18 protein-coding genes, 1 tRNA gene and 3 rRNA genes are annotated in these 24,279 nt (G+C 31.7%); 17 read left to right on the forward strand and 5 right to left on the reverse strand.

Translation table 11 applies throughout. The features are described from left to right. Positions 1-70: 70 nt before the first annotated feature. Together CLPA_RS06995 and CLPA_RS07000 are read right to left on the reverse strand one after the other, a co-directional pair. Positions 71-334 carry a hypothetical protein gene (locus CLPA_RS06995; protein WP_003447850.1) on the reverse strand — a complete coding sequence of 88 codons (264 nt, stop codon included), beginning with the start codon at positions 332-334 and terminating at the stop codon, positions 71-73. 87 nt (positions 335-421) lie between these two features. Continuing rightward, positions 422-1,237 (reverse strand): hypothetical protein, encoded by an 816-nt coding sequence (locus CLPA_RS07000; RefSeq protein ID WP_003447848.1) that lies wholly within the window; start codon positions 1,235-1,237, stop codon positions 422-424. 130 nt (positions 1,238-1,367) lie between these two features. On the opposite strand from CLPA_RS07000, the gene CLPA_RS07005 reads away from it, so the two are divergent. The 5 genes from CLPA_RS07005 to clpB all read left to right on the forward strand — a co-directional run bounded on the left by CLPA_RS07005 (position 1,368) and on the right by clpB (position 8,114). Then, on the forward strand, positions 1,368-2,288 hold the full coding sequence (locus CLPA_RS07005) for a ribonuclease H1 domain-containing protein (RefSeq protein ID WP_003447846.1): 921 nt from the start codon (positions 1,368-1,370) through the stop codon (positions 2,286-2,288). 95 nt (positions 2,289-2,383) lie between these two features. After that, positions 2,384-2,560, forward strand: coding sequence for a YtxH domain-containing protein (locus CLPA_RS20800; RefSeq protein ID WP_003447843.1), 177 nt, complete (start codon positions 2,384-2,386; stop codon positions 2,558-2,560). 180 nt (positions 2,561-2,740) lie between these two features. Continuing rightward, positions 2,741-4,042: a helix-turn-helix domain-containing protein gene (locus CLPA_RS07010; RefSeq protein ID WP_003447840.1), complete on the forward strand. Its 1,302-nt coding sequence runs from the start codon at positions 2,741-2,743 to the stop codon at positions 4,040-4,042. Positions 4,043-4,063: 21 nt separating this feature from the next. Continuing rightward, on the forward strand, positions 4,064-5,323 hold the full coding sequence (locus CLPA_RS07015) for a helix-turn-helix domain-containing protein (RefSeq protein WP_003447831.1): 1,260 nt from the start codon (positions 4,064-4,066) through the stop codon (positions 5,321-5,323). A 196-nt stretch (positions 5,324-5,519) separates the two neighbouring features. Beyond that, positions 5,520-8,114, forward strand: a complete 2,595-nt coding sequence (clpB, locus tag CLPA_RS07020; protein ID WP_003447829.1) for an ATP-dependent chaperone ClpB — start codon at positions 5,520-5,522, stop codon at positions 8,112-8,114. Between the two features lie 124 nt (positions 8,115-8,238). Here the strand turns inward: clpB and CLPA_RS07025 are convergent, their stop codons facing one another. Both CLPA_RS07025 and CLPA_RS07030 read right to left on the reverse strand, forming a co-directional pair. Further along, positions 8,239-8,976 (reverse strand): type 1 glutamine amidotransferase, encoded by a 738-nt coding sequence (locus CLPA_RS07025; protein ID WP_003447827.1) that lies wholly within the window; start codon positions 8,974-8,976, stop codon positions 8,239-8,241. 118 nt (positions 8,977-9,094) lie between these two features. Beyond that, complete coding sequence (locus CLPA_RS07030) at positions 9,095-10,453, reverse strand: Mur ligase family protein (protein WP_144311762.1); 1,359 nt, start codon at positions 10,451-10,453, stop codon at positions 9,095-9,097. Positions 10,454-10,866: 413 nt separating this feature from the next. On the opposite strand from CLPA_RS07030, the gene CLPA_RS07035 reads away from it, so the two are divergent. From CLPA_RS07035 to CLPA_RS07080, 10 genes are all read left to right on the forward strand, one after another. Next, positions 10,867-11,844 carry a type I phosphomannose isomerase catalytic subunit gene (locus CLPA_RS07035; RefSeq protein WP_003447823.1) on the forward strand — a complete coding sequence of 326 codons (978 nt, stop codon included), beginning with the start codon at positions 10,867-10,869 and terminating at the stop codon, positions 11,842-11,844. Between the two features lie 319 nt (positions 11,845-12,163). Next, on the forward strand, positions 12,164-12,646 hold the full coding sequence (locus CLPA_RS07040; protein ID WP_003447822.1) for a hypothetical protein: 483 nt from the start codon (positions 12,164-12,166) through the stop codon (positions 12,644-12,646). 500 nt (positions 12,647-13,146) lie between these two features. Beyond that, positions 13,147-14,653 (forward strand): 16S ribosomal RNA (locus tag CLPA_RS07045). A 226-nt stretch (positions 14,654-14,879) separates the two neighbouring features. Beyond that, positions 14,880-17,778: ribosomal RNA gene (locus CLPA_RS07050) — 23S ribosomal RNA — on the forward strand. 172 nt (positions 17,779-17,950) lie between these two features. Further along, positions 17,951-18,067 (forward strand): 5S ribosomal RNA (gene rrf / locus CLPA_RS07055). The 16S, 23S and 5S rRNA genes sit together here with 1 tRNA gene alongside, the layout of an rRNA operon. An 8-nt stretch (positions 18,068-18,075) precedes the next feature. Further along, positions 18,076-18,150: transfer RNA gene (locus CLPA_RS07060), tRNA-Asn, on the forward strand. Between the two features lie 199 nt (positions 18,151-18,349). After that, positions 18,350-18,829: a hypothetical protein gene (locus CLPA_RS07065; RefSeq protein WP_003447351.1), complete on the forward strand. Its 480-nt coding sequence runs from the start codon at positions 18,350-18,352 to the stop codon at positions 18,827-18,829. Between the two features lie 6 nt (positions 18,830-18,835). Then, positions 18,836-19,381: an RNA polymerase sigma factor gene (locus CLPA_RS07070; protein ID WP_003447350.1), complete on the forward strand. Its 546-nt coding sequence runs from the start codon at positions 18,836-18,838 to the stop codon at positions 19,379-19,381. After that, entirely contained in the window at positions 19,357-19,689 is a 333-nt protein-coding gene (locus CLPA_RS07075; protein ID WP_003447349.1) for a hypothetical protein, read from the forward strand. Before CLPA_RS07070 ends, CLPA_RS07075 begins: the two co-directional genes overlap by 25 nt. Beyond that, positions 19,689-20,156 carry a hypothetical protein gene (locus tag CLPA_RS07080; RefSeq protein WP_003447348.1) on the forward strand — a complete coding sequence of 156 codons (468 nt, stop codon included), beginning with the start codon at positions 19,689-19,691 and terminating at the stop codon, positions 20,154-20,156. Before CLPA_RS07075 ends, CLPA_RS07080 begins: the two co-directional genes overlap by 1 nt. Before the next feature lie 115 nt (positions 20,157-20,271). Here the strand turns inward: CLPA_RS07080 and CLPA_RS07085 are convergent, their stop codons facing one another. Continuing rightward, positions 20,272-21,174 carry a ComEC/Rec2 family competence protein gene (locus CLPA_RS07085; protein ID WP_003447347.1) on the reverse strand — a complete coding sequence of 301 codons (903 nt, stop codon included), beginning with the start codon at positions 21,172-21,174 and terminating at the stop codon, positions 20,272-20,274. A 376-nt stretch (positions 21,175-21,550) separates the two neighbouring features. Between CLPA_RS07085 and CLPA_RS07090 the strand changes: the two genes are divergently transcribed. Continuing rightward, positions 21,551-22,279, forward strand: a complete 729-nt coding sequence (locus tag CLPA_RS07090) for a lysophospholipid acyltransferase family protein (RefSeq protein WP_003447346.1) — start codon at positions 21,551-21,553, stop codon at positions 22,277-22,279. 545 nt (positions 22,280-22,824) lie between these two features. Continuing rightward, positions 22,825-24,237: a beta/alpha barrel domain-containing protein gene (locus tag CLPA_RS07095; protein WP_174548951.1), complete on the forward strand. Its 1,413-nt coding sequence runs from the start codon at positions 22,825-22,827 to the stop codon at positions 24,235-24,237. Positions 24,238-24,279 lie beyond the last annotated feature (42 nt).

Below are 24,279 nucleotides of genomic sequence, written 5' to 3' on the forward strand. Positions count from 1 at the left end.
ATAATAAATTTAAAGAGACTGATATTATTGATAAAACTATCAATAATATCAGTCTGTATATCATTAATGATTACAAATCTTCATTATCAGATTCATCACATTTATCTGTTTTTTTACAATCTGCATTTTTATTAATAATTATTACATGGCACAAGAAGAAATTGAATTTCAAAGAATCAGGGCAACAGCATTTTTTGCAATTCTTTGAATGTGATAAAGAAACTTTTTCCTCTTCTGTTTTAGAAGCCAATGCTGATTTCAATGCTTCAGCATTAGAAGCTATTGAGTCAATAATTTCAGGTGTTAGTAATTCGGGAATCTCTATATTTGCCATTCTTATATCCCTCTTTTCTTTTTATTTCTCTATAATATATGTTTTTTTTATCATATTAGTGATAATAATTATTCTATCTTCAATGTATTAAATATTATAGTTAAATAAATTTTCAAAGAGTTTGTGATTTTTTTTATTGATTAATTTTTTTAATGATTCTACGGTTTCTTCATTCTCATTTAGAGATTTTTGAATTTTTTTTATTTGTTTATTTTTGATATTAAGATCACTTTTCAAAGTTGTAATTTCTCTTTTATATGAGTTTATTAATTTATTTTCAAATGTTCTATGAGAATGATTTAAGATTGCGGAAATTACTTCAATTTTTGATTGAATAGCAATTGCCTTTTTTTGTTCATGTCTTAACAATTTTTCAGAGATTTTTAATGTTTTGTTTTTTTTATATAATTCTTTTTCTAAATTTTCTATTTCCATTTTTGATTTTTTTATTTGTTTTAATAATTCTTTTATTTTTCCAATTTGATTAAATGGAGTTTTGCCTTGCTTGCCGATATATATATTTTTATTGGTACCTTTTCCATCTATATCAAATAATAATTTTGGCTTTTTATCTGAACTTTTGTACTTATTACTGTTATGATTACTATGATGATTGCTTTCTGTACAGCTATATTCACTGGATTTATTACATTGTTGTGAAGTAGTATCAGTAATTCCATATTTATTTTCCATACATTCTGAATTATTTATTTCAATTTTTACATCACATAATACTAATTTCAGTTTTGAAAGCTTAGAAATATCATTCACTTTAAAATGACCATCTTTAACTACTAAACCATCGTTTTCATTATCCAATACTAATTTCATTATATCTGCATTAGAAGCTGCGTGCTGAATAAATTCAGATGAAAGAAATTCGGGTATTTCCAATTCTTCCAATTAACAAGCCTCCTTATCCATTCTATTTGTAATTATAATATGAATATTTACAACTTATGTTACCTAATTTATAATATACATAAAGCAAGAAAATATTAATATCAAAAGAAAATTGGGAGATATATGTTTAATGGGTAAAAAAGTTTATGCTATAAAAGAAGGATATGATTTTCAGGAAAATAGAAAAATTGAAAATAGAATAGTGAATACCTGGTCAGAGTGCCTTAAATATGTTAAAGGTGTTAAGGGTGCCGTATATAAAAGTTTTGAAGATAGAGATAGTGCAAAAAATTACTTAAATGAAGGAAGTAAGCTGCTGAAAAAAGGAGTAGACTTCTATCCTGAGGATTGTTTGCATATTTATGTAGATGGAAGCTATAATAGAGAAACTGAAAGATATGCTTATGGTTTGGTTGCAGTGAGAAATAATGTAATAGAATATATAGAAAGTGGAAAATCAAAGGATAATTCTCAAAAAAATATAAGACAGATAGCTGGAGAATTAGAAGCCACTATAAAATCCGTTGAGTATGCTTTAAAAAATGGAGAAAATAAAGTTGTAATATTTCATGATTATGCTGGTATTTGCCATCATGCTACAGGTTTTTGGGAGAGAAGAGAGGAATCTTCTATAGCTTATCATAAAAAAATAAATGAATTAATAAATAAAGGTATCGAGGTGATATTTGTAAAAGTGGATAGTCATACGGGAGATTTTTATAATGAGCTTGCAGATGAAAAATGTAAGGAGAAAGTTAATATTAAATCCGATAAGGTTGTGGAAAAGTGGCTCATTGATAACAAATTAAAAGTAAAGAGTGAAGATATAAAAAATGAAATACTGATTATAGCACCTAAAGCAAAGGAGAATATAGAAATTATTGATAGTAAATGCATAAATAAAGTTCAAGAAAATGAAGGGATTAAATTTGATAGTATCATTAATAAGTATAAATCTGACAAAGGAAATACCTTGAAATTTATAACTAATTTAACAGATTCACAAAAAATAAAATTTATTACATATTTACTGGATAGCAGATTAAATTAATTTATTATAGCCTATACTTTATTTGAGTAATATTTTAAAAATTGCATAATATAGACTTAGAATATTAATATTATTTAATAAAGGGGTGTATATATATGCGTGGAAGATTTATAAAGGGAATAACGACAGGAGCATTAATTGGAGCAGCAGCAGGAATGCTCATTGCACCAGATTTAAATAGGAATACTAAAAAGAAAATTAGAAAATCAAGACGTATGATTAATAATGCTGCTGGAGATATTTTTCATAATATAAAGCATTGGATAGACTAATTAAATCGGAGTGTACACTCCGATTATTTTTTTATAAAATATTTAAGGTATTACTGTGATTTATTTTGTAAATATTAAACGAATTATGATATAATATAAAATAATTAAGTATAAATAGTTAAAAAGATTTTAATATATTTAAAATTTGCAAATATATGTATAAGCAAAGGAAGATAACATATGGAGATATTGTCTTTAGGTGAAAAGATTAAAATAAGAAGAAAAAATCTTAATATGACCTTAAAGGACTTAGCTGGAGATAGAATTACTCCAGGACAAATAAGTCTTGTGGAATCTGGAAAATCCAATCCCAGTATGGATTTGTTAGAATATTTAGCATTGGCATTAAATACTTCTGTAGAATATTTAATGGAGTCAGAAGAAACTCAGGCAGAAAAAGTTTGTGTATATTATGAAAATATTGCAGAGGCACATATTTTAAATAATGAATTTCAATTGGGAGAACAATTTCTTGAAAATGCTATGTATTATGCAGAAAAGTATAATCTGGATTATAGAAAGGCAAGAAATTTATATCTTCGCGCAATAATAGGCATGTCTAAGGAAGAGATGGGTTTAGCACAACAGTATTTTTTAGCTGCGAATGCTATATTTATAAAACTTAATCATCAGGAAGAAGTTGTTAAAACCTATTTAAAGTTGGGGAAAATAACTTTAAGTTTAAATGCTTATCATTCTTCCTGCAGTTATTTTCAACAGGCAGAAAAAGTATTTCAAGATAATAATATAGGAGATGATTTTTTATTAGGACAAATTTATTATTTTACAGCATTAATATATTTTAGGTTAGATGACATGGATAAGTCTATAAATTACAGCTATCTTGCCAAAGAAAAGTTTGAAGAAATTAATAATAAGAAACAATATGCAAAAACACTTCTTCTGCTTTCTAAAGAATATATAAAGAAGGAAGATTTAAATAATGCTATAAAATACTCTAAAAAATCTCTTGAAATATTTAGAGAAAATGATGAGAAAGAATACATAGGTGATATTGAAAATGATTTGGGAAAGCTATTCTATGAATTTGAAAATATTGAAGAATCCTTTATTCATCTCAATAAAGCTAAAGAAATGAGAGCTGACAACGAAGATGCTGTTATTGAAACATTATCAAATATATGTGAAAATTACATAAAGTTGAAAGATTTAGAGAATTCTAAAAAAACTCTTCAGGAAATATTAAGTAAGATTTCTGATAATAATCATAGCAATATTATAAAGTATTATTTATTAAAGTATAGGGTGGATGTTTTAGAGAAAAATATGAAAGAAGCAGAAGAAACTCTTCTTATGGCTTTGCACTACGCAGAAAATATGAATTTAGTAGAACAAGCTGGAGAAATTTCTATTATTACAGGAAAGTTTTACATAGATAATAATGAGGATACAAAAGCTGCTACGTATTTACATCATGGGGTAGAAAACTTTAAAAAACTGGGAATAATAAAATATTTATAAATTAGAGATAGGGTGTGCTGCATGGAGATACTATCTATTGGAGAAAAAATTAAAAGAACTAGAATATATAAAGGATATACCCTAAAAGACATATGTGAGGAAAAAATATCCGTTTCCAAAATGAGCTGTATAGAAAATGGGAAAATAAAGCCAGAAGATTGGATTCTTGAATTAATATCTAACAAGCTTGGTATGGATATTGAATATTTGAAAAAAGATGTAAGAGAACAGTTAAAATTTAATTTGAATGAAGTTAAAGTCAATTATAATAAGACTAGTCAGGCAGAAATATTAAAATATAATTTAGATTATGCAGAAGAATATAAATACTATGATATAGCTTTTGAATTCATGCATATACTCTTTAGTTATTATTTAGAAATTAAAGATATTAAGTCTTGTCAAGATAATACAGCTAGGTATTATAAATTATGTAGAAATTCTGACAGTGAAAAAAATAAGCTTATATATTACATGGATATTGGAAAATATTTTTACGCTGGAAATGAATACTTTCAGGCTGCAAGTTATTACAATAATGTAAGAAAAACTTTGATGAAAAATGAAAGCAAAGATTATAATTTCCTTATTAGTGCCATTTATGAAGAGGCTAACTGTATTTTTATGATGGGACAATATGAAAATGCCTATGAAATTTTAAATAAGATTATAGACATAATAAAGTTTATTAATGATAGTTGTTATAAAGCTAAAATTTTTAATTTATTAGGCAGGCTATCCATTGGGATGAATAATGGAAAATTTAGAGAGTTTGAAAAAGAGTCTTATAAGCTAGTTGAAAATAATAGAGAACTTAAAGCTAAATTTATTTATAACTATGGTTGTGCTATGCTTAAAACTAATATGGATGAAAATGCCTATGATTATATAAATGAAGCCATATCATTATATCCTGAAGAGGTTAATCGGGATTTTGTACATTTTATCCTAGATGTGATTAAAACTTTAATCCAAATAAATAAAATTTCACAGGCTAAGGAATTATGTGACAAAATATTAAACTATTCAATAGATTTACATGAAGATGTATTTATTGAAAAATCCTATTACTTTAAAGCTCTTATAATGCATATAGAAAACAATATTGAAATGAGTGAAATGTATATGAACCTATCTTTGGACATACTTATGAAGATAGGAGATAAAAACACAATTAAAGATAGGTACATGGAAATGGGTGTTTTATATTTTGAAATGAAGAATACTTCTGAATCATTAAAATACTTTAATTTAGCTTTAAATATGGATAAAAAAATATAGTTTATTTTAATACATATAATTATAAAATTTAATTATTATAATAAAGACCATCTTTTTAATTAAGGTGGTCTTTTATTATAAATATATAACCATAATTTTTATAAAAAGTAGTATAATATATTATATAGAATATATTAATTTTAGACATCTTTAGATGATCTATTTATTTTAAATTTTTACTAAGGAGATGAAAACTATGAATATAGAAAGGTTAACAACAAAGGTTAAGCAAGCTATAAATGATTCACAACTTGTAGCTGTAAGATTTAATCATCAGACTATTGACTCCATCCACCTTTTTATGGCTTTAGTTTCTCAAGAGGATGGCCTTATTCCAAACATTTTTAGTAAAATGGGGGTAGATATTGAAACCCTTAAAAAGGATATAGAAAATGAATTGGACAGAATGCCTAAAGTTTTAGGAGAATCAGCACAGAGTTCTTCTGTTTATGCAAGTAGAAGATTTGAAGAGATTTTTATAAAAGCTGAAAAGATATCTAAGGATTTTAAGGATTCGTATATAAGTTCAGAACATGTTATGATTGCATTGATGGAGCTGGATAAAAACGATATTGTAGTTAATATATTAAAAAGAAATAATATAGATAAGAAGGAATTTTTAAAAACTTTAGCTGAAATAAGGGGAAATCAGAGAGTTGATACAGAAGACCCTGAGGGAACCTATGATGCTCTTTCAAAATATGGCAGAAATTTAGTTGAGGATGCAAAAAAGCATAAACTAGATCCTGTTATAGGCAGAGATGAAGAAATAAGAAGAGTCGTAAGAATACTTTCCAGAAGAACAAAAAATAATCCGGTTTTAATTGGAGAACCCGGGGTTGGAAAGACTGCTATAGTAGAAGGACTAGCAGAGAGAATTGTAAGAGGAGACATACCAGATGGATTAAAAAATAAGATTATTTTTTCATTGGATATGGGTGCTCTTATTGCTGGTGCAAAATATAGAGGTGAATTTGAAGAGAGACTTAAAGCAGTATTAAAGGAAGTTCAAAATAGTGAAGGGAAGATAATATTATTCATAGATGAAATACACACTATAGTAGGAGCGGGAAAGACAGAGGGGGCAATGGATGCTGGAAATCTTATAAAACCACTTCTTGCAAGAGGAGAACTTCATTGTATTGGTGCTACTACTTTTGATGAATATAGAAAATATATAGAAAAAGATAAAGCTTTGGAAAGAAGATTTCAACCAGTTATAGTTGAAGAGCCTACGGTGGAAGATTCTATTTCCATCCTTAGAGGATTGAAGGAAAGGTTTGAGATACATCACGGAGTGAGAATACATGATTCAGCTATTATAGCTGCAGCAAAGCTCTCAGACAGATATATTACAGATAGGTATTTGCCAGATAAGGCAATTGATCTTATAGATGAAGCAGGGGCTATGATAAGAACGGAAATAGATAGTATGCCCACAGAAATGGATATGTTAAAGAGAAAAATATTCCAATTGGAAATTGAAAAAGAAGCACTGTCAAAGGAGAAGGATAGAGCTACAGAAGAAAGACTTAAGTCTTTAGAAGAAGAATTAAGCAATCTTAAAGAAAAAGATAAGGAAATGACCTCAAAGTATGAAAAAGAAAAGGGTCAGATAACAGAAGTTAAAGAATTAAAAACCAAGCTTGATGAAGTAAGAGGTCAAATAGAAAAGGCTGAAAGAGAATACGATTTGAATAGAGCAGCTGAATTAAAATATGGAATGGTACCACAGCTTGAAAAAGAGATAAATGAAAAGGAACAGCTGATTAAAGAAAAGACAGAAAATGCACTCTTAAAAGAAGAAGTTACAGAAGAAGAAATATCACAAATTATATCAAAATGGACGGGAATACCTGTTTCAAGACTTGTAGAAGGAGAGAGGCAGAAACTTTTAAAGCTGGAAGATGAGTTGAGAAAGAGGGTAATAGGTCAAGATGAAGCAATAAAGTCAGTGTCTAATGCTGTAATAAGAGCAAGAGCTGGACTTAAAGATATAAAGAGACCTATAGGATCCTTTATATTCCTTGGACCAACGGGAGTAGGTAAAACAGAGCTGGCAAAGACTCTTTCAAGAACTCTATTCGATACAGAGGAAAATATAATAAGAATAGATATGTCAGAGTACATGGAAAAATATTCTGTATCAAGATTAATAGGAGCACCTCCTGGATATGTAGGTTATGAAGAAGGTGGACAGCTGACAGAAGCAGTGAGAAGGAAACCATATAGTGTTATTTTGTTTGATGAGATAGAAAAAGCCCATGATGATGTATTCAATATATTTTTACAGATATTAGATGATGGAAGGCTTACAGATAATAAGGGTAAAACTGTAGATTTTAAGAATTGTATTATAATCATGACATCAAATATAGGCAGCAGTCATCTTCTATCAAATACCAGTGAAAGCGGTATAGATGAAAATATAAGAAAATATGTAATGGATGAGATGAAGGCAAGGTTTAAACCAGAGTTCCTCAACAGATTAGATGATATAATAATGTTTAAACCTCTGACAACTAGTGAAATAACAAAAATTATAGATATATTTATCGAGGACATAAGAAAGAGACTTAATGAGAAGAATATTAAACTTCACATTACAGATGAAGCAGAAAAACTTATGGCAAGAGAAGGATATGATCCTGTATATGGAGCTAGACCTTTAAAGAGATATATTGAGAATACTCTGGAAACGGAAATAGCAAGAAAAATTATTGCAGGACAAATTTATGATGGAACTACAGTAAAGGTAGATGCTAGAGGAGATAATATAGTAATTGAATAAGTGAGTATTGGTTTTCATAGATAAAGAAGAGGAAATAAGAATCAAAGTATAAAGTTCAAAGAACAAATAACTAAATCTGTTCTTTGAACTTTATTTTTGAGCTTTTTTAAATCTCCACTGTCAACTAAGAATTATTTGAATTACCTGTCTCTCTTTTTATAATAAATTCTTTTGCTTCCAATTCCAAATCATTATTTATAGGTTCAAGGGAAACTTCTCCATATTTTAGGCCTAAGGCAGTTTTTATTAATCTATCTGCAAGCTCTGGATTTTTGGATAAGAGAGAACCGTGGAAATATGTTCCATAGGTGTTTTTATATATACAACCTTCATATCCGTCAGAACCATTATTACCATAACCCTTTATAACTTTTCCAAGAGGTTTTAAATCATTTATATATGTTCTTCCGGAATGATTTTCAAAACCTACATATATTTCACCAGTATCCTCATTCTTTATTACTGTATTACCTATAAACCTAGTATTACCACCATCTGTATATATATCAAGAATGCCAAGGCCATCTAATTTGTCACCTTCTGGAGTAGTATAATATTTACCAAGTAGTTGATAGCCGCCGCAAATAGATAAAAATACCTTGCCACTGTTTATGTATTTAGATATACCTTCCTTTTTTGTATTAATCAAGTCACTGGATACTATAGATTGTTCATAATCCTGACCGCCTCCAAAGAAAACTATATCGTAATCCTCAGGATTAAAATCATCTTTTAAAGATATATTAAATACATTTACCTGTATATTTCTTTGTTCAGCTCTATATTTTAGGATCAATATATTTCCTATATCGCCATATACATTTAATAAATCAGGATACAAATGACAAATATTTAATTCCATAGAATTTCACCACCATATAATATTTATTTTCACTTGACTAACTTGGCTTAAGACTCACACTTATTCAAGTGGGAGTTCGACGCCCAAGTAAGCCATGCATTTGCAGTTCTAAAATTCATTACCACAATTTTTTAATTATGCCCTTATTATTGAGGAATTTTCTAAAATCGATCATGGCTGTATAAGTAGCTAGTACATATACTATATCGCCTTCACATTTCTCTATAGTTTTTAATATTTTTTCGTTACTTTCGCCTATAATAAACCTATTATCATCAATACCTGAAACCTTTAAACGGACTGCTATATCATATAATCTGGTTCCGCCCACTATAGTATTTTTAATATTTAGTTCTTTTAGAATTTCAAAATTTACATCCCAAATCCATGATACATCACGACCATCTGCATAATTATCATTTAAAAGCATACAAATATTTATAGCTCTATTGTCTAAAGAGACTGTATTTAATGCCTGGTCATAGCCAGCTGGATTCTTTACTAATATTATTTTTAATTCTTTTCCATTAATATTTATAGATTCCTGTCTTCCAAAACTGCTTTCAATATTTTCAAGACAATCAGCTATTACTGAGTTTTCAATTTCAAGAAGTTTAGCTGTAGAAAGTGAACAGAGTCCATTATATATATTATAAATACCTGGTTGATTTATATAGTAATCTGAATCATTTATAGATACAAGGGAGCCCGAAGAAGAGAGTTCCTTTATTTCATCTACGTGATATTGAAGCTCTGGTCTTTTGTATCCACAATTGTCACAATAAAATTTCCCAAGATGGTTATATGTAATAAATTCATAAGAATAGGCATGTTTACACTTTTTGCAGAATTTAGCATCAGCATTTATGTCTACTTTTTTATTGTTATTTAAAGATGAATTAAATCCATAATAAATTATTTTATTTGGAATATTCAAATCACCTAGCAATGATTCATCACCATTTAATACTAAATCAGCTTCAGGAACTTTTTTTATTCCATCCATTATTTTATTTAAAGTAGTATAAACCTCACCATATCTATCAAGCTGATCTCTAAATAAATTTGTAACTATTATAATTTCTGGAATAACGTATTCGGTTATAAGTTTTACATTGGCTTCATCTACTTCTATGACAGCATAGCTGTTTTCCTTAAATTTTGTAAAACTAAAATTATCTATAAAACAAGAGGTTATACCGGATTTTAAATTAGCTCCTGTATTATTGGTAATTACTTTTTTATTACTTTTTCTTATCATATTATAAATCATATTAGTTGTAGTAGTTTTTCCGTTAGTACCTGTTATTAGTATTACGTTATAGTTTTTTGTAATTGTTTTTAAAATGTCTTTGTCTAGTTTTAAAGCAATTTTCCCGGGAAAATTTGTACCACCTTTAAATAACTTTTTAGATAATTTAATAATTAGTTTTGAAATTATAATACTAAAGAATGAATTAATTTTAATTTTAAACACCTCCATAAAATAAAATTCTATAATATATTTGTCCAATGACTTTCATTGATAGAATTCCCATATTATATCAATGTGGGAAGTAACAGTTGATACGTCTCTGGATAACGATTTCTAAGTTTAAGATTGAAAAAAATTTCATATTAAACTTAGAAATCTATTTATAATTATTTCATAAAATTTGATTAGTAAACAGCAATTAATAATTATCATTGCTTATAGTATCACAATTCAATTAGCTTTACAAATTAAAGATGATCAAAGGGAGAATGTAAGAATTGCTTTAGTACAACTACGTTGAAAATTTGCATGTTTAGAGGTAATATGTAATTAATATTATTAATTTTAGAAAAGTTTATGGAATTTTTACTATTTGTGCAACAGAAGTTAATATTAGATTATTTTAGGAGGTCACTATGTATCCATTAAAATTTGAAAATTTGTACTATGAAAAAATTTGGGGTGGAAGAGATCTGAAAAAATTTAGAGACAATTTGCCAGAGGGTAATATAGGGGAAAGCTGGGATATAGCTTGTCATGAGCATGGAATGAGTATAGTATCCAATGGAAAATATAAAAATTTAACTTTGGGGAAATTAATAGAGTTAGAGGGAGAAAAAATATTAGGAGATAAAATAGATAAAAATAAATTTCCACTTTTAATTAAATTAATAAATGCCAAAGATAAATTATCTGTACAAGTTCATCCGGATGATAAATATGCTAGAAGAGTTGAGGGTGAACTTGGCAAAACAGAAATTTGGTATGTAGTAGAAGCTTTTGAGGGAGCTAATTTAGTAGTAGGAACTAAAGATTGTACCCAAGAACAGTTTAAAAGTGCCATAAGCAATGGAGATTTTGATAAATACCTAAATAAAGTAAATGTAAAAAAAGGGGAGGTCTATTTTGTTAAAAGTGGGCTGGTTCATGCCATAGGTCAGGGGGTAATAATAGCTGAAATTCAGCAAAATAGTGATACTACTTACAGGGTGTATGATTATAATAGAGGAAGAGAATTGCATATTGATAAGGCTATGGATGTAATTAATTTTACTCTCACAGGAGAAAAAAGCAGAGGATTGAAAGTAGAAAATGAGAATTATAATAAAATTTTCTATTCTCTTTGCGATAAGTTTTCTTTAGAACTCTATGAAATTAAATGTGAACTTAAAGAGGAAAGTGATAGAAAAAGATTTTATATCTTTACCTGTGTTGAAGGTGAAGGTAAAATATATTTTAATGAGGGAGAGGAGACAATAACCTGTGGAGAGAGTATACTTATCCCTGCCTATATGGGAAGCTATAAAATTAAAGGTAAACTTAAAATTTTAAAATCTTATGTACCAGATGTGGAAAAAGTTGAAAAAGAAATAATTCATTTTATAGAGAGATAGACTTATTGAAGCAAGTTCTTAATTCAGGTGGGGATTCTTTTACCCCATCTGAATTTTAGAACTGCAAATGCATGGCTTACTTGGCGTTGAACTCCCACTTGAAGAAAAGCAGACAAAACAAAATTTATTTTGTATTTGGTATGAATCGCTGTACAGAGTGCGTGGGAGACTTACGCCAAGTTAGTCAGGTTAAATTATATAATTGAACTAACCTGTGAAAATAAATTCACAGGTTTTTATACTTTTCAAAGAATATATTTTTGAAATAATGAAATAATACTTTTATATACTTTTATATACTTTTTATAGGAGAGATAGAATGAACATTAATAATGAAGTTAAAAATACTACAAGTATGGATATAGAGTATAAAATTGAAAAACTTATATATGAAGGTAAATGGGTAAAAAATGATATTGGAATGGGAAGAATTCAATGTGTGAAACTTGTAAAAGACTCTAAGGAATTATTAGTTATAATAGTATCTAACACCTTAAATACTCCTGTATCCTGCAGAGTAGAAAAAATTATCATAGTAAATGGAGAAATAATAGTATTTTATGATGGTGAATATATGCAAAGAGTTGAAAAAGAAGAAAAAGATATATACAAAGGCATTTTAAATGAAAGGGAATGGAATATTATTTTTAAAGATGATCCAGTGAAGAAATTATATGAAAATAATATGATAAGTAATGAAAAAGGATTTTATATAGAAATGCATGAAACTCTAGAAAAATATATGGAAAATGGATATGATACAGAAGCTAGTAAGTTTATTTGCAAAAAATACAATATATAAATTTAAGTTATTACCATAAAAATTATATTCAGTTATATATACAATTAGCCAAGCGTATCAATATATGAAATATTAAGTAAAATAAATAAATTTAAAGCTATTTAAATTTATTTATATTTAAAAGACAATAGTATATTTATAAAATATTTTAATTTTGGTAAAATAGTCTTTGTCGTTTCAAGTTATAATATAGTCAATATGAAAATTAAATTTTAATATTGAAATAAATTGTTGACAATATTAAATAATGATGATAAGATAGTCAATGTTGCTTGAACAAAAGTAAAAAAACAATAACTTTAAATAAAAAAAGTTGTTGACAAGTAATAAAAGAAATGATAAACTATAAAAGCTGTCAAATGACAGTGATTGATCTTTGAAAATTAAACAGAGTATAAGAATAGTAAGTAAACCAGCAATTCTTTAGATTTTAAGAAATTAAAATTGAGAGTAACAAACTCTTCATTGAGAAGAGAAGCGATGAGCTAACATCAAACTTATAAATTGAGAGTTTGATCCTGGCTCAGGACGAACGCTGGCGGCGTGCTTAACACATGCAAGTCGAGCGAGAAACCTTCGGGTTTCTAGCGGCGGACGGGTGAGTAACACGTGGGTAACCTGCCTCAAAGAGGGGAATAGCCTCCCGAAAGGGAGATTAATACCGCATAATATTAAAGCTTCACATGGAGCTTTAATTAAAGGAGTAATCCGCTTTGAGATGGACCCGCGGCGCATTAGCTAGTTGGAGAGGTAACGGCTCACCAAGGCGACGATGCGTAGCCGACCTGAGAGGGTGATCGGCCACATTGGAACTGAGACACGGTCCAGACTCCTACGGGAGGCAGCAGTGGGGAATATTGCACAATGGGCGAAAGCCTGATGCAGCAACGCCGCGTGAGTGATGACGGTCTTCGGATTGTAAAGCTCTGTCTTTTGGGACGATAATGACGGTACCAAAGGAGGAAGCCACGGCTAACTACGTGCCAGCAGCCGCGGTAATACGTAGGTGGCAAGCGTTGTCCGGATTTACTGGGCGTAAAGGATGTGTAGGCGGATACTTAAGTGAGATGTGAAAGCCCCGGGCTCAACCTGGGGACTGCATTTCAAACTGGGTATCTAGAGTGCAGGAGAGGAAAGCGGAATTCCTAGTGTAGCGGTGAAATGCGTAGAGATTAGGAAGAACATCAGTGGCGAAGGCGGCTTTCTGGACTGTAACTGACGCTGAGGCATGAAAGCGTGGGGAGCAAACAGGATTAGATACCCTGGTAGTCCACGCCGTAAACGATGAGTACTAGGTGTAGGAGGTATCGACTCCTTCTGTGCCGCAGTTAACACAATAAGTACTCCGCCTGGGAAGTACGGTCGCAAGATTAAAACTCAAAGGAATTGACGGGGGCCCGCACAAGCAGCGGAGCATGTGGTTTAATTCGAAGCAACGCGAAGAACCTTACCTAGACTTGACATCTCCTGAATAGCGTAGAGATACGTGAAGCCCTTCGGGGCAGGAAGACAGGTGGTGCATGGTTGTCGTCAGCTCGTGTCGTGAGATGTTGGGTTAAGTCCCGCAACGAGCGCAACCCTTATCATTAGTTGCTACCATTAAGTTGAGCACTCTAGTGAGACTGCCCGGGTTAACCGGGAGGAAGGCGGGGATGACGTCAAATCATCATGCCCCTTATGTCTAGGGCTACACACGTGCTACAATGGTGAGAACAACGAGATGCAATACCGTGAGGTGGAGCTAAACTTGAAAACTCATCCCAGTTCGGATTGCAGGCTGAAATTCGCCTGCATGAAGTTGGAGTTGCTAGTAATCGCGAATCAGAATGTCGCGGTGAATACGTTCCCGGGCCTTGTACACACCGCCCGTCACACCATGAGAGCTGGTAACACCCGAAGTCCGTGAGGTAACCTTTATGGGGCCAGCGGCCGAAGGTGGGATTAGTGATTGGGGTGAAGTCGTAACAAGGTAGCCGTAGGAGAACCTGCGGCTGGATCACCTCCTTTCTAAGGAGTAATTGCAGCAGGATAACTGTTGTATACATTGGTTTCTTACTCTTGTCTCTGTTTAATTTTGAGAGATCAATTCTCTTAAAATGTACTTTGAAAATTGCATAGAGAAACAAAGTAAAGTAAAAAATAATCCTTTGTATAATATGGTTTTAATCGAAAGATTGAAATTAAACAAATAAAGACTAAACTCTAAAAGGGCTAACGCCTAAAAGAGTAACAAGGTCAAGCTACAAAGGGCGCATGGTGAATGCCTTGGCACTAGAAGTCGAAGAAGGACGTGACAAGCTGCGATAAGCTTCGGGTAGGCGCAAATAGCCTGTGATCCGGAGATTTCCGAATGGGGCAACCCACATGTCGAGCAGACATGTACTGTATACTGAATTCATAGGTATATGGAGACATACCCGGGGAACTGAAACATCTAAGTACCCGGAGGAAGAGAAAGAAATATCGATTTTCTTAGTAGCGGCGAGCGAAAAGGAATCAGCCCAAACCAGGGACTTTGTTCCTGGGGTTGTGGATAGATCATCACTGCATAATATCTTAACCGAAGAGTTCTGGAAAGCTCTACCGCAGAAGGTAATAGTCCTGTAGGTTAAAAGAGAAAATTGCAAGATCTAATCCAGAGTACCACGAGACACGTGAAACCTTGTGGGAAGCTGGGAGGACCACCTCCCAAGGCTAAATACTAACTAGTGACCGATAGTGAAGCAGTACCGTGAGGGAAAGGTGAAAAGAACCCCGGAAGGGGAGTGAAATAGAACCTGAAACCGTGTGCCTACAACCGGTCGTAGCACTTTTTATGTGTGACGACGTGCTTTTTGTAGAACGAGCCAGCGAGTTACGGTATGCAGCAAGGTTAAGCACTTATGGTGCGCAGCCGAAGGGAAACCAAGTCTTAACAGGGCGACTAGTTGCATGCTGTAGACCCGAAACCGGGTGACCTATCCATGGCCAGGTTGAAGCGGAAGTAAAATTCCGTGGAGGACCGAACCACATTGGTGTTGAAAAACCATGGGATGAGCTGTGGATAGCGGAGAAATTCCAATCGAACTCGGAGATAGCTGGTTCTCCTCGAAATAGCTTTAGGGCTAGCGTCGATTAATTGAGTTATGGAGGTAGAGCACTGAATGAGGTAGGGGCTGACAACAGTTACTGAACTCTATCAAACTCCGAATGCCATATACTTTTATTTCGGCAGTCAGACTGCGAATGATAAGATCCGTAGTCAAAAGGGAAACAGCCCAGATCATCAGCTAAGGTCCCAAAGTGTAAGTTAAGTGGTAAAGGATGTGGGATTTCTAAGACAACTAGGATGTTGGCTCAGAAGCAGCCACTCATTTAAAGAGTGCGTAATAGCTCACTAGTCAAGAGATCCTGCGCCGAAAATGTCCGGGGCTAAAACTTACCACCGAAGCTATGGGCTCGTAAGAGCGGTAGAGGAGCTTCCTGCACCGGTTGAAGTCGTACCGTAAGGAGCGGTGGACAGTGCAGGAGTGAGTATGCTGGCATAAGTAGCGAGAACTAAGTGAGAATCTTAGTGGTCGAAAACCTAAGGTTTCCTGAGGAAGGCTCGTCCGCTCAGGGTTAGTCGGGTCCTAAGCCGAGGCCGAAAGGCGTAGGTGATGGATAATCGGTTGATATTCCGATACCACCTTTCTCCGTTATGAGAGATGGGGTGACGCAGAAGGATAAGATGTGCGCACTATTGGATGTGCGTCTAAGCACTAAGACGTGCAGGCTGGCAAATCCGCCTGATTAGTCAAGGTGTTATGGGGAGCTAATTTTTAGCGAAGTATCTGATTTCACACTGCCAAGAAAAGCCTCTATCAAGGAAAAAGGTGCCCGTACCGCAAACCGACACAGGTAGGTGAGGAGAGAATCCTAAGACCATCGGAAGAATCGTTGTTAAGGAACTCGGCAAATTGACCCCGTAACTTCGGGAGAAGGGGTGCCTGCTTTTAGCAGGCCGCAGAGGATAGGCCCAAGCAACTGTTTAGCAAAAACACAGGTCTCTGCTAAAGCGAAAGCTGATGTATAGGGGCTGACGCCTGCCCGGTGCTGGAAGGTTAAGGGGATCCGTAAGAGTAATCGAAGCGGTGAACTTAAGCCCCAGTAAACGGCGGCCGTAACTATAACGGTCCTAAGGTAGCGAAATTCCTTGTCGGGTAAGTTCCGACCCGCACGAATGGCGTAATGATTTGGGCACTGTCTCAACAACGAATCCGGCGAAATTGTAGTGCAAGTGAAGATGCTTGCTACCCGCGATTGGACGGAAAGACCCCGTAGAGCTTTACTGTAGTTTAGCATTGAGTTTCGGTATTGTCTGTACAGGATAGGTGGGAGACTGGGATACAGTGGCGTCAGCTGCTGAGGAGTCGACCTTGGGATACCACCCTGACAGTACTGGAATTCTAACCGGAGGCCATGAAGCTGGTCACGGGACATTGCTAGATGGGCAGTTTGACTGGGGCGGTCGCCTCCTAAAAAGTAACGGAGGCGCCCAAAGGTTCCCTCAGCGCGGTTGGAAATCGCGCGAAGAGTGCAAAGGCAAAAGGGAGCCTGACTGCGACACAAACAAGTGGAGCAGGGACGAAAGTCGGGCTTAGTGATCCGGTGGTTCCTCGTGGGAGGGCCATCGCTCAACGGATAAAAGCTACCTCGGGGATAACAGGCTGATCTCCCCCAAGAGTCCACATCGACGGGGAGGTTTGGCACCTCGATGTCGGCTCGTCGCATCCTGGGGCTGAAGTAGGTCCCAAGGGTTGGGCTGTTCGCCCATTAAAGCGGCACGCGAGCTGGGTTCAGAACGTCGTGAGACAGTTCGGTCCCTATCCGTCGCGGGCGTAGGAAATTTGAGAGGAGCTGTCCTTAGTACGAGAGGACCGGGATGGACTGACCTCTGGTGCACCAGTTGTCACGCCAGTGGCACAGCTGGGTAGCTATGTCGGGAAGGGATAAACGCTGAAAGCATCTAAGCGTGAAGCCCACCTCAAGATAAGATTTCCCATAGCGTAAGCTAGTAAGACCCCTGAAAGAACATCAGGTTGATAGGTCAGAGGTGTAAGTGCAGTAATGTATTCAGCTGACTGATACTAATAGGTCGAGGGCTTGACCAAAATAAAATGAAGAAATAAAATTACTTTACCAGTTACTATGCAATTTTGAGAGTACAATTTTTTAGTTAAAAATTAAGAGTTAAGAATTTAGGAAAAAACTCCTAAGGAGTTTTAAAAGATTAAATTAAAGGAATTCCATAGGAATTTCATCAATAACTCTCAACTTAATATATCCAGTGTCTATGACTTAGAGGTAACACTCCTTCCCATTCCGAACAGGCAGGTTAAGCTCTAATGTGCTGATGGTACTGCAGGGGAAGCCCTGTGGAAGAGTAGGTCGACGCTGGGTCACAATGATCCGCGATAGCTCAACGGTGGAGCACTCGGCTGTTAACCGATAGGTTGAAGGTTCGAATCCTTTTCGCGGAGCCATTTTATTTTTTGAATACAATAACGCTAATTACAGATGTAGTTAGCGTTTTTTTATATTTAATAAATTGTTTTGAAAGTTATCTAAATATAGCCTTATATAAAATATTAAAAATTTTAAAAAAGTCTTATGGGATTTTAGTGACTTATATCGTCAATATATATGAATAAGAGCAAACAAAGCTATATGGGGGGTAAGACTATGAAAAAAACGGGGACATTGACACTAGCATTAAGCCTGATATATTATGGGATTTGGTTGGCATTTACAAATATAAATAATGATATGGCAAAGAAATTATTTATATTTTGGCCAGCAGTATTTATATTATTAGGAATGGAGGTATTGGTAAATTTTAGAGAAATAAATAGTGCAAAAAAGGTAGGCTTTAATGTAGGAATAATATTTATGATATTATTATTTTTTATAACTAGTCTAATATATCAGAAATATAATAATCCATTTGATTCAATTATAATTGATAATAATCCATTTAAAAATATTAATATAAATACTTGGGATAAAAATACTGATGCAAATTTAATCTGTAATATAGGACAATGTAGCTTCAATGAAGAAATTATAAATAGAGGAAATTTGATAAAAACTATAGGGAATGGAAGTAATAAAATTAAAGTTAATTTAAATATGGGTTCTATAAAAGTTAATAGTCAGGAGTGATAAATTTTGAGTGAAAATGAGGATGATGTAATTAATGGAATAAGAGCAGGAGACGAAGATTGTTTCATAAGATTAGTGGATATGTACAAGAAAAGAATTATAGCTCTCTGCTATTCCTACACAGAAGACAGTCATGAAGCTGAAGATTTATCTCAAGAAGTATTTATAAGTTTTTATAAGAGTATAAATGATTTCAGAGGTGATTGCTCAATTTCTACTTATATATATAAAATAGCAGTGAGAAAATGTTTGGATTTTAAAAAAAAGAGAAGTATGAAAGATATGTTAAGAGGAGTATTTAGGGATAAAGGCAAAGAGGATGAATTAGATGAAAAAATTTTTATTAGGCAATGTATAGATGAACTGCCTAAAGACATAAAAATTCCTGTGGTGTTATTTTATTATGTAGGTCTTAATCAAAAGGAAATAGGAAATATATTAAATATAACTCAAAAAGCTGTAGAAGGAAGAATATATAGAGGAAAACAAAAACTAAAGAATAAGATTCTAAAAGGAGGGGATACAGTATGCAGCAAAAGCCAGATTATTTAGATGATCTCATAAAAAAATCCGCAAGGCAATTTAATATTTCACAGAATTATAATGATAATTTAATGAGTAAATTAAAAGATGAAGATAGAGTAAATAAACCTATAGGATATAATTTCTTTTATAAAAATCGCATAGCTGCATTAAGTTTTATTTTAAGTGGAATTATTATGGCAACAATAGCCACAACTAATATTGATAATAAAATTGTAGATTTTCAAGGAAAAGTTAAGTCACAAGCTTTAATCTTTCAATATGAATATAATTATAAATTTGATTCAGTAAAAAACATTATAGGAGAGTGGTTTTAATGGAAAAAAGAAGTGGTTTTATTACTTTTGTAGTATCGCTTATTCCTGGAGCAGGATATATGTATTTTGGAATGTTAAAAAAGGGTTTAGAGACTATGGTATTGTTTTTTTTAATTCCCACAATACTAAGTTATGTAGGAATTAGTTTTATCATACCAGTATTTTTTATTCCCTTTTGGTTGTATACCTTCTTTAACACATATCAATTAGCACATAAATTTGATAGAGGAGAGATATTAAAGGATGAAAGTATATTTACTAATAGCAATATTGGATTTGGATTAGGAAAAGATAATGATAATGGATTTTTTAAGATTATAGCTTGGGCATTAATAATAGTAGGAATTTTAGCTATAATAAACAAGATATTTGTTAATTTCCAAATACTTTACGTATTAAGGTCATATATAGCACCAGTGTTATTTATTATAATAGGATTATATCTATTATTAAGAAGAAAAAAATAATATTGTAATAGTGGGAAAAGACGAAGGTCAAGACAAAGTATAAAGTTCAAAGAACAAATATCAAATGAGGAAAAGCTTCGTCCTTTTCTCCTATTATTAGCTAAATAACTATAAATTATTCTAATTTTCTTATATTATTCCCATCACTTGTAATTACTATATCTCCATTTAGGTCTGTTCTATATATTTTACAATTAATACTTTTGAGTCTATCTAAGATGGTTTTATTGGGGTGACCATAATCGTTATTTTTTCCACAGCTTATAACTGCTATTTTAGGAGAAGCTTCTTTTAGAAAATCCTCACTAGAAGAAGTTTTACTACCATGATGAGCTATTTTTAGTACATCACAGGAGATATCAAAACCAGCATTTAGAATCTTTTTTTCATCATCTTCTTCTGTATCTCCAGTAAATATGAATTTTGAATTTTTATAGGTTATTTTTGATACTATGGAATAATTATTTAAATTTTCATAGTAAGTTTTTGAAGGAGATAATATTTGAAAGTTTATATTTTCACCTAAATTTATATAAGATCCTGGCTCCAAAACAGTGATTTTCATATTTTTACTTTTTAACGTAGTTATAAGATCTTTAAATATGGAATCTGTAGGAGGATTATATATTTTTGGACCTATAAATTTACCTATTTTAAAATTCTCAATTACGGCTTCCATACCTCCAATATGATCTTCATGAGGATGAGTTCCTATGAGGTAATCTATTTTAGTTATTCCCTGTGTCTTTAAATAAGATACTACTTTATCTTCAGAAAATTTTGGACCAGCATCAATAAGAATATTTTTGTCATTGATTTGAATTAATTCACTATCTCCTTGCCCTACGTTAATATAGTGGACGGTCAATATATTAGGATTAGAATTTATTTTTACTATGGAAGGAGAGACGGATAGTTTACTTGTAATGGAGTCTAGTGGGAAATTACAGCTGCTAAGTAAAATTATATAAATAAATAAAATAATTATAGATATAATTTTTTTTACTTTTAAGTTCATTAGTTAGTTCTCCTAAATGACATTTATATATTATTTAATAAAAATTTTAAATTAGAATAAAAAGTTATTATTAAGTATTAACAATATGGTAAATAATAATCAATAATACAGCAGTATTTTTGCATTATATTTCAATAATTTTAATTAAATATTTAATAATATAAAATAATTGTAAAGATTGTTTTACAAATATAGTATAAATTGAAGTTTAAGTGTAAGTTAAGAAAGTTAAATTATAGTTTACTTGAAAAATATACGACAAATTAGTATAATTAAACTACACAGTACAAATTTTTATCTGATAAATTTATAAGATAATGCTCTTATGTTTTTTAGATATAGTGCATATACAATAAGAGAAGAGGTAAAGATCATTATGTTTTTTTTCAAATACATCTATATTTTAGTACTAATGTTTTTAACCATATTTTTAAGGTTATATTTTTTTGTCCTAAAGAGGATAAAGTCTCGTGAGAAATATGATACAGCCTTATATAAAGTAGTAAATGGTTGGGCTGCTCATATATTAAAAGTTATAGGTATAAGTGTCAGTGTAAAGGGAATGGAAAATTTACCAGAGGGTAATTGTTTAGTGGTATCAAATCATCAAAGTAATGCAGATTTTCTAATACTCATGGCAAAGTTAGATAAGCAGATGGGATTTATGGCGAAAAAGGAGATACTTAAGCTTCATATAGTAGGTACTTGGATGAAAGCCATGCATTGTGTGTTTATAGACAGGGAGGACATAAGAGAATCTTTAAGAGCCATTAATCATGGAATAGATAATTTAGAAAATGGCTATAGCATGGTGATTTTTCCAGAAGGAACTAGAAGTAAAAGTCACAATTTAGGTGAATTTAAAAAGGGAAGTATGAAAATGGCTACTAAATCTACAGTACCTATAGTACCAGTAGTTTTAGATAATACATTTAAGGTTTTTGAAGAGAGTAAGGGACAGTTAAAATCTGCAAAAGTAAGTATGTCTATATTAAAACCTATAAATGTGAAAGAATTGACTAAAGAAGAGAAAGTTAATTTAGCGGAAATAGTAAGAGAAAAAATACAAGCAGAATTAAATATTTTAGAAGAAAAATATGATTAAATTATACATTAATCTATGAATTAAATTTTGCAGCAAAGATTTTTTTATAATTATAAATATAAAATAGTAATAAAAAAACATCACTATATTTAGCACATTGTTAAATATAGTGATGTTTTTATAAAATTCATTAATTTTTATGAAATTCATAATTGCAACAAATGAATTTTAAGTTTCATTATTCAAAGCTAATTTGCTAAAATCGAAGGAAAAAAATCTTATGTATAAGTATTCAGTATTTAACTATTAGGATAAAATTTAAGGAACAATATTCTTAAGAATTAATATTATAGATATAACATATGAAATATTTAAGGTCCATATCTGCAAATAATGAAATATTTAGGGTTACAATTATAAAAAAACTGTGGTAAAATATTTTAGTAAATATTAAAAAAGATTATATTTTTATAATATTTATTCATAAAGCTTCACAAAATTCAGTAAAAGTAGTAAAATAATTATTAAAATATAATTTGTATAGACAAATTACTGTTATTACTTAAGTGAATTGAGGAGTGTCTTTACTTGCAATTTTACAATAAATGAGGAGTGATAGTGTGAAAGGTTTTGAATCTAATTTTAATAAAAATGATAACAGTATTGATTTCCATATAAAAGAAGTGGAAGAACCTAATTTATATAGAGATTTATTTCCATATTCAGAAATACCAAAGGTAAAATTTGATGGAAAAGCAGTTGAAATGGATTTGCCAGAGGATATTTGGATTACGGATACAACTTTTAGAGATGGTCAACAGTCTATGACTCCATTTAAAGTAGAACAAATAGTAAGACTTTTTAACTACTTACATGAACTTGATAATAACTCGGGAATAATAAGACAAACAGAATTTTTTACTTATACTAATAGAGATATAAAAGCTCTTGAAGAATGTATGGCTTTAGGATATAAGTTTCCGGAAATCACCACTTGGATTAGAGCTAATAAGGATGAACTTGCAAGGGTAAAAGAATTAGGCGTAAAGGAAACTGGTATGCTTATGTCCTGTTCTGATTATCATATTTTTAAAAAGCTTAAATTAAATAGACAAGGAGCTTTTAATAAATATGTTTCTGTAGTGGAAAAAGCATTAGAATATGGAATTGTTCCAAGAATACATTTAGAGGATATAACAAGAGCGGATTTCTTTGGATTTGTGGTTCCATTTGTAAATAAGCTTATGGATTTATCAAGACAATCTGGAATACAGGTAAAAATAAGAGCTTGTGATACTCTTGGAATGGGAATATCCTATGCATGTACAGCGGTTCCTAGAAGTATACAGAAGATAATAAGCGGACTTAAGAAATATTGTAATGTCCCATCTTCAGCTTTAGAATGGCATGGACATAATGACTTTTATAATGTAGTATCTGGTTCTTCTACAGCTTGGCTTTATGGTTGTTCCAGTGTAAATACTACGTTACTTGGAATTGGCGAGAGAACAGGAAATTGCCCACTAGAAGCCATGGTTATGGAATATGGTCAGATTAAAGGTAATACTAAAAATATGAATCTTCATGTAATTACAGAAGTAGCAAATTATTTTTGCTCAACTATGGGTTATGATATACCTGTAAGAACACCTTTTGTTGGAAGTGATTTTAATGTTACAAGAGCAGGTATCCATGCGGATGGAATACTAAAAGATGAAGAAATATATAATATATTTGATACTAATAAAATACTTGATAGACCAGTAGTAGTAGCAGTTAATGAATATTCTGGTCTTGCAGGAATTACAGCTTGGATAAATACTTATTTCAAATTAAGCGGTAGCGATAAAATAAGTAAAAGAGATGAAAGAGTAGCAGAGCTTAAGGAATGGGTAGATTCTCAATATGAAAATGGAAGAAGTACTGCTATAAGTAATAAGGAACTTGAACTAGTAGTAAAGCGAACTTTTCCAGAACTTATGTATGTAGAAGGCAGCTGTGTAGGATATAATAAATAGGAAATATAAATTAATCATAGATATTGAATATATACTTAATAA

The sequence above is a fragment of the Clostridium pasteurianum DSM 525 = ATCC 6013 genome, from assembly GCF_000807255.1.
Taxonomy (GTDB): domain Bacteria; phylum Bacillota; class Clostridia; order Clostridiales; family Clostridiaceae; genus Clostridium_I; species Clostridium_I pasteurianum.